The sequence below is a fragment of the Amycolatopsis sp. CFH S0740 genome (assembly GCF_004522315.1).
GTDB lineage: Bacteria > Actinomycetota > Actinomycetes > Mycobacteriales > Pseudonocardiaceae > Amycolatopsis > Amycolatopsis nivea.
Window position 1 is genome coordinate 69,995 of sequence record NZ_SDLS01000041.1, and the last position, 6,389, is coordinate 76,383.

Consider the following 6,389-nt stretch of genomic DNA (forward strand, 5'->3'; position numbering starts at 1 on the left):
TCACCATCGCCGGACGCTCTATGTCAACTCTCATTATTTTTAGAAGACTCGACAACGACGCAGCACAGGCCCGGACGCGGATCCATCCGGGCGCGCAGGCCTTCGGCGTCGTCGAGCAGTCCTTCCAGCAGCGCCAGGTTCATGCCGCACACCAGCCCCGGATGCCGTTGCGAGAGGACGTGGAACGGGCAGTTGACGAGGCGCAGGACGTCGCCGTCCTCACGCGGTTCGTACCCGCGGGCGGCCAGCAGTTCCTTCGCGGCGGCGAGGTCTTCGACCGGACAAGCGGCGGCACGGCCCTCGCGGCGGGCGGCGGCCTGGAGTTCGGTATCGAGGCGGGCGACTTCGGCGACCTCGGCCAGCAGGTCGGCGGCGGTGCGGTAGTCGCGCGCCGGGACGGAGAACTGGCGTTCGGCTCCGGACCGGCGGTAGAGCTTCGCCGGGCGACCGGCGCCCGGGCCCGAACGTCCGCTCAGCCGCTTGCTTTCCGTCTCCAGCAGCCCGGCATCCACGAGTTTGTCGAGGTGGAAGGCGGCGAGCGTGCGCTGGATCCCGGCCCCCTCGGCCGCCTCGTTCCGGCTCACGTCGTGGTCCTGGGAAACCACGTAGTCGTACAGCCGCCGCCGGACCGGGTCCTGCAGGACGGCGATCGCCTCGATGTCTTCCACGCCGCCAGTCTAAGAACAACGACAATGCGCGTTAGAGGACGCCGTTCCCCTTCGCGCTCCTCCGCGACGAGACCGACCGGGGCGGCTCGGCGCGCATGTGGTCGCGGACGCGGGTCATGATGCCGCCCAGCGCATCCAGGTCCGAAGTGGACAGTGGGGCGAACAGCAACCGGCGGACGGCGTCGATATGCCCGGGAAGCACCTTCGCGACCAGCTCTCGTCCGGCGTCCGTGATGCCGACGACGGTGGCCCGCTGGTCGTCCGCACTGGGGCCGCGGGTGACCAGGCCCGCCTTTTCGAGCAGGCCCGCCTGGTGAGTCAGGCCGCTGCGGCTGTACACGACGCCGTCGGCCAGTTCCGTCATCGTGAGCGGTCCGGCGGAGTCGGCGAGCCGGGCGAGGAGTTCGAACTGCACGTAGCTGAGGTCGCCCTCGGCCCGCAGTTGCTGGCTGACGGCGTGCTGCAGCAGGCTCACCGCCTCCATGAGTGCGAAATAGGTGTTGAGCTGCTTGGGCTCCAGCGCGTCCGCCATGCCGCCAGTCTAGATGCTTCGAAGTCGAATCATTGTGGCCGTCCTCACGTCTCCGCGACTTTGCTTCGATATCGAAGCATACTCAGAGGTGCTTCGACTTCGAAACACATTACGGAGGATGTCATGAAGGCAGTGCGCTACCACCGCTACGGCGGAAGCGAAGTCCTGGCGCTCGAAGAGGCCGAGCGGCCGACGCCCGGCGAGGGGCAGGTGCTCGTCCAGGTCGCCGCCACCTCGTTCAACCCCGTCGACCTCGGGATCCGGGCGGGCGGCCTGCAGGAGGTGTTTCCCTTGACCTTCCCGCACGTGCCGGGCATCGAAGTCGCCGGGACGATCGCCGAGCTCGGTCCCCAGGTCGACGGACGTCGGGTCGGCGACCCGGTCGTGGCCTTCCTGCCGATGAACGCCGACGGTGCGGCCGCCGAGTACGCCGTCGTTCCCGCTGACGCGCTGGCGACCGCTCCGAAGACGGTCGAACTGCCCGACGCCGCCGCGCTGCCGGTCGGCGGATTGACTGCCTGGCAGGCGCTCTTCGACGACGCTCGCCTGCAAGCGGGCCAGACCATCCTGATCAACGGCGCAGGCGGAGCGGTCGGCGGCTTCGCCGTTCAACTCGCCCATCAGGCAGGCGCGACGGTGACCGCGACCTCGAGCCCGCGCACCGCGGAACGCCTCCGCGACTACGGCGCCGACCGGATCATCGGGCACCTCGACTTCGCTTCCGACGCCGTCGACGGAGCGCCGTTCGACGTCGTGCTCAACCTCGTGCCCACCACCCCGGAGGAGACCGCGGCGCTCGCCGGCCTGGTCGCCGACGGCGGAGCGCTGGTCAGCACCACCACTCCCCCGCCGGAGAATCCCGGACGCGGCATCCGGACCGCGCGGGTATTCGTCGCCAGCAACGCCGGGCAACTGGCCGAACTCGTCGAACGCGTCGACGCGGGGACGTTGCGGATCACCGTCGCCGACCGGCGGCCGCTCGCCGATCTCCCCGCAGTGCACGAAAAAGCAGCCTCGGGACGGCTCGTCGGCAAGACCGTCCTCACTCCATGAGAGAGTCCCGGTTCGAGCGCTGACCCCAGCGCTCGAACCGCTTAGCTCCGGACCTTCGCCAAACCGGCCGGAGTCGCACCGAGCCACCAACGCGGGTCCGCCGTCCCCTCCGTCGTGCGGCCGTCGCGGTGGACGAAGAACCGCTCGTCCCGCCCGAGCGCGTCGACGCGGGGACGTTGCGGATCACCGTCGCCGACCGGCGGCCGCTCGCCGATCTCCCCGCTGTGCACGAAGAAGCAGCCTCGGGACGGCTCGTCGGCAAGACCGTCCTCACTCCATGAGAGAGTCCCGGTTCGAGCGCTGACCCCAGCGCTCGAACCGCTTAGCTCCGGACCTTCGCCAAACCGGCCGGAGTCGCACCGAGCCACCAACGCGGGTCCGCCGTCCCCTCCGTCGTGCGGCCGTCGCGGTGGACGAAGAACCGCTCGTCCCGCCCGAGCGCGTCGACGCGGGGACGTTGCGGATCACCGTCGCCGACCGGCGGCCGCTCGCCGATCTCCCCGCTGTGCACGAAGAAGCAGCCTCGGGACGGCTCATCGGCAAGACCCTCCTCACTCGCTGAAAGCCCCGGTTCGAGCCTGCGCCAAACGGGCCGGAGTCGCCCCGAGCCACCAACGCGGGTCCGCCGTCCCCTCCGTCGTGCGGCCGTCGCGGTGGACGAAGAACCGCTCGTCCCGCCCGGGCGTGTCGAACTCCCCGTCGAGACCGCGCGTCAGCCACTCCGCGCCGAAGGCGAAGACCTCCGCTGCCGTGCCGCCGAGAGGGTGGAATTCGTCCTCGTAAACCCGCATCTCCTTGGGCGCACGGATCTTTTCGTAGGTCTCGAGCGCGCTTTCCACCGGCGTCAGCTCGTCGAATTCGCCGATGCCGAGCAGCACCGGGCAACGAATACTGGTCACGAGGTCGCCGAGCGGCATCTTTTCCTTCAGGTCGCGGTCGAACGCCGCTTCGTCGGTGTAGCCCGCCATGTACAGGTAGTTGTTCTTGAAACTCGGCTGCGCCCGCTCGAAAATTGTCTCGAAATCGCCGGACACCGCTTCGAACGCGGCGACCGCGCGCAGGCGGGTGCCGGGCATCGCCGCGGCGCGCAGGGCCCAGTACCCGCTCATGCTGATGCCGAACATGCCGATCCGGTTTTCGTCCACTTCGGACAGACCGGCGAGGTACGCGGCATAGGTTTCGAGGGCGCGCTCGTAGTTGTCCAGGGTCACGGTCAGCCCGCGCGCCCGCGTCTCCCCCTGCCCCGGTCCTTCGATGGACAGCGCCACGACTCCGCGCGAGGTGTAGTAACGCTCGGCCGCGAAGATGTAGTCCTCCTTGATCATGTCCATGCCGGGGCCGAGAATCACCGCCGGGGCACCGGAAACCGGCTGTGCCGGCAGGTGCAGGAGAGCGAAGATCTTGCCGCCCTCGAAGTCCAGTTCGACCCGGCGGACCGTGTTGCCCCGAAGCTCTCCCAGCCGTGCCACGCACGAATCGCAGCGTTCGCGGAACTTCGCCTTGCGTCCGTCGGCGGAGTCGAAGATCGAGTACTGCGCACGGCCGTACATCACCGCCGCCCGCAGGTACAGGTCCGACGCCGTCCTCCGGTAGCCCAGCCGCTCGTGGTGCGCGGCCCGCTCCTCCGCCTGTCCCGCGACGACGGCCCACGCCTTCGGCAGCATCGCTCCGGCGCGGACCATCGCGAACACCTTGTCGAAGTCGGCGTGATCGTGCCCGAGCTGTTCGAGCGTGCCCTTGCCTTCCGGGTGCAGCGCGTCGAAGCCGCCCTGCGCCAGCGCGATGTCCAGGGCCCAGCTCTGCCCGGCCGAACGTGTCGTCATGCCCGCCTCCTCAAATAACTAAGTACTTAGCTAATGTGCCACGGCTAGACTCCGCGCGGCAAGGAATGCGGCGGGCACCACAGGAGAGAAGACCCGATGGGCGACGAGGCGATCACCCGGCTGGCACGAGCCGCTTACCGGCTCAGCGCGGCCGATTCCCGGCTGCGCGGCCGCGCGACCCGCAGCGCCGAAGCCCTTTCGCTCGCGCACGCCCGCGCGCTCAAGAGCCTGGCCGAACACGGGCCGATGACGGTCAACCAGCTCGCCGGGCACGTCGAAACGACGGGGGCGGCGGTCACCCAGCTGGTCAACGGCCTGGCCAACGCCGGTTACGTCACGCGCGAACGGGCCGCCTCCGGGGACCGGCGCACGTCGATCGTCGCGTTGACCGACGCGGGCCGCCGCCGGCACGAGGAGCGCGAGCAGCTCCTCGCCGCCGGATTGCACGAGCTCACCGAAGACCTCGACGAGCAGGCGATCGACGCCGCGGGCACGGTGCTCACCCGGCTGGCCGACCTGTACGACCGGCTCTGACCCTCGCGGCAGCCTCTATCACGTGATTGAAACGGCTGATAGAGTCCGCGGCATGGGCAGCGAAGCCGCTCGGAGCCCCGCTCGCGGGGAGGCGACCGAGCAGCGCCTGATCGCCGCCGCGGAACGGCTTTTCGCCGAGCACGGCGTCGGCGCGGTGTCGCTGCGGGCCGTGATGCAGGAGGCGCGGACGAACGTCGCGGCGATCCACTACCACTTCGGTTCCCAGGAAGGCCTGCTCGACGCGGTCCTGCGCAGCCGGCTCGACCAGGTGACCGGCGAGCGGAACGCGGTGCTGCGGGAATCCCCCGGAAAAGACGCCACCGCACGGGAATTGGCCCGCGCGTTCGTGCAGCCGGTGGTCGCGGTGCTCGAATCGGGCGGCGAATGCTGGATCCGGCTGGTCGGCCGGCTGCTGGCGACCGGCGGCGACGGGCTGGACGCGGTCGCCGAGTCGTTCTTCGAGCGCAACGCCGCGTTCGTCGCACAGCTGGACCGGCTGTGCCCCGGAATCCCCCGCCGCACGCTCGATTTCCGGCTGTCCCAGGCGATGACCGTGACGCTGAACGTCCTCGGCGACGTCGGCCGCACCCGCCGCCTGCACGGGCCGGACGCGGCGGACTGGACCACCGGCCAGATCGTCGGCGACCTCGTCGACGTCGTCACCTCGATACTCGCCGGCCCGCCCGGGGCCCGCCGCAGGAAGTGAGGAACCGATGGGAACCAACCAGCGAGCGCAGATCGAGATGAGTCCCGAGGAGGTGTCGGCCTACCTCGCCTCGCAGCGCACCGCGACGCTGGTCTCGCTCGGCCCCGACGGGCACCCGCACGCGGTCGCGATGTGGTACGCGGTCGTCGACGGCGTGCTGTGGTTCGAGACGAAAGCCAAGGCGCAGAAGGCAGTCAACCTCCGCCGCGACCCGCGCGTCACCGTGCTGATCGAGGACGGCCTGACCTACGACGTCCTGCGCGGCGTCTCGCTCGAAGGGCGCGCCGAGGTCGTCGACGATCCGGACGCGCTTTGGGCGGTCGGGGTCAACGTGTGGGAGCGATACCACGGCGAGTACACCGACGAGGTGAAGCCGATGGTGGAATTCATGCTCCGCAAACGGGTCGCGATCCGCGTCGACGTGGAGCGGGTCCGGTCCTGGGACCACCGCAAACTCGGGCTGGACCCGATGCCGCTCGCCGGATCGACCGCCCGCTGACGCGCTCGCCCGCCAGGAGGTCACGATGGGACGCTTTTCCCTTCCCGCACAGGCGCCGAAAGGCCTGGACTCGCCGGTGACAGCGGCGCTCATGAAATACATGTCCCGAATACAGGTCAAAGTCTTCACCCTGACCAACGGCCGGATCGGCCACAACTGGCGCGTCGGCGCGGGTTTCCGCAAGCCCGTACCGACGCTGCTGCTGGACCATCGAGGCCGCAAGTCCGGGCGGCTGTTCACCACGCCGCTGCTGTACCTGCGTTCCGGCGACGACCTGGTCGTCGTCGCCTCCCAGGGCGGGCTGCCGAAACATCCGCAGTGGTACTTCAATCTGCGCGCGGAACCGGAGACCCGCGTGCATCTCAAGGGCCGCCGCGACGTCCCGGTCACGGCGAGAGTCGCGTCGCCGGACGAACGACGCGAACTCTGGCCGCGGCTGGTCGACCTGTACGCGGATTTCGCGAAGTACCAGGATTGGACGGAGCGCGAGATTCCGGTCGTGGTGCTTGCCCCGCGTCAGGCCTGATATTCGCGGAGGAGGCCGCGGCTGATGATGGTTTTCTGGATTTCGCTG

The 6,389-nt window shown here is 69.5% G+C and carries 10 protein-coding genes; 7 read left to right on the forward strand and 3 right to left on the reverse strand.

Annotated elements, in window-relative coordinates:
* Positions 1-23 precede the first annotated feature (23 nt).
* Both EIZ45_RS41480 and EIZ45_RS41485 read right to left on the reverse strand, forming a co-directional pair.
* Positions 24-668 (reverse strand): metalloregulator ArsR/SmtB family transcription factor, encoded by a 645-nt coding sequence (locus EIZ45_RS41480; RefSeq protein WP_134669002.1) that lies wholly within the window; start codon positions 666-668, stop codon positions 24-26.
* Positions 669-699: 31 nt separating this feature from the next.
* The gene (locus tag EIZ45_RS41485; RefSeq protein ID WP_134669000.1) at positions 700-1,200 is read right to left on the reverse strand and encodes a MarR family winged helix-turn-helix transcriptional regulator; all 501 of its coding nucleotides are present in this window, start codon (positions 1,198-1,200) and stop codon (positions 700-702) included.
* Between the two features lie 123 nt (positions 1,201-1,323).
* Between EIZ45_RS41485 and EIZ45_RS41490 the strand changes: the two genes are divergently transcribed.
* From EIZ45_RS41490 to EIZ45_RS41500, 3 genes are all read left to right on the forward strand, one after another.
* Entirely contained in the window at positions 1,324-2,253 is a 930-nt protein-coding gene (locus EIZ45_RS41490) for an NADP-dependent oxidoreductase (RefSeq protein WP_134668997.1), read from the forward strand.
* Between the two features lie 128 nt (positions 2,254-2,381).
* Positions 2,382-2,534 (forward strand): hypothetical protein, encoded by a 153-nt coding sequence (locus EIZ45_RS41495; RefSeq protein WP_240692048.1) that lies wholly within the window; start codon positions 2,382-2,384, stop codon positions 2,532-2,534.
* A 128-nt stretch (positions 2,535-2,662) separates the two neighbouring features.
* Positions 2,663-2,815: a hypothetical protein gene (locus tag EIZ45_RS41500; RefSeq protein ID WP_240690915.1), complete on the forward strand. Its 153-nt coding sequence runs from the start codon at positions 2,663-2,665 to the stop codon at positions 2,813-2,815.
* Here EIZ45_RS41500 and EIZ45_RS41505 read toward each other — a convergent pair.
* Positions 2,805-4,076, reverse strand: a complete 1,272-nt coding sequence (locus EIZ45_RS41505; RefSeq protein ID WP_134668995.1) for an alpha/beta hydrolase — start codon at positions 4,074-4,076, stop codon at positions 2,805-2,807. The two genes, EIZ45_RS41500 and EIZ45_RS41505, sit on opposite strands and share 11 nt — an antisense overlap.
* Before the next feature lie 96 nt (positions 4,077-4,172).
* On the opposite strand from EIZ45_RS41505, the gene EIZ45_RS41510 reads away from it, so the two are divergent.
* The 4 genes from EIZ45_RS41510 to EIZ45_RS41525 are packed head-to-tail and all read left to right on the forward strand — an operon-like array spanning position 4,173 to position 6,341.
* Positions 4,173-4,610 (forward strand): MarR family winged helix-turn-helix transcriptional regulator, encoded by a 438-nt coding sequence (locus EIZ45_RS41510; protein WP_134668992.1) that lies wholly within the window; start codon positions 4,173-4,175, stop codon positions 4,608-4,610.
* 52 nt (positions 4,611-4,662) lie between these two features.
* Positions 4,663-5,316 carry a TetR/AcrR family transcriptional regulator gene (locus EIZ45_RS41515; RefSeq protein WP_134668989.1) on the forward strand — a complete coding sequence of 218 codons (654 nt, stop codon included), beginning with the start codon at positions 4,663-4,665 and terminating at the stop codon, positions 5,314-5,316.
* A 7-nt stretch (positions 5,317-5,323) separates the two neighbouring features.
* On the forward strand, positions 5,324-5,815 hold the full coding sequence (locus EIZ45_RS41520) for a pyridoxamine 5'-phosphate oxidase family protein (protein WP_043828346.1): 492 nt from the start codon (positions 5,324-5,326) through the stop codon (positions 5,813-5,815).
* A gap of 25 nt (positions 5,816-5,840) precedes the next feature.
* A complete protein-coding gene (locus EIZ45_RS41525; RefSeq protein ID WP_134668987.1) occupies positions 5,841-6,341 on the forward strand; it encodes a nitroreductase family deazaflavin-dependent oxidoreductase in 501 nt (166 codons plus the stop codon).
* Positions 6,342-6,389 lie beyond the last annotated feature (48 nt).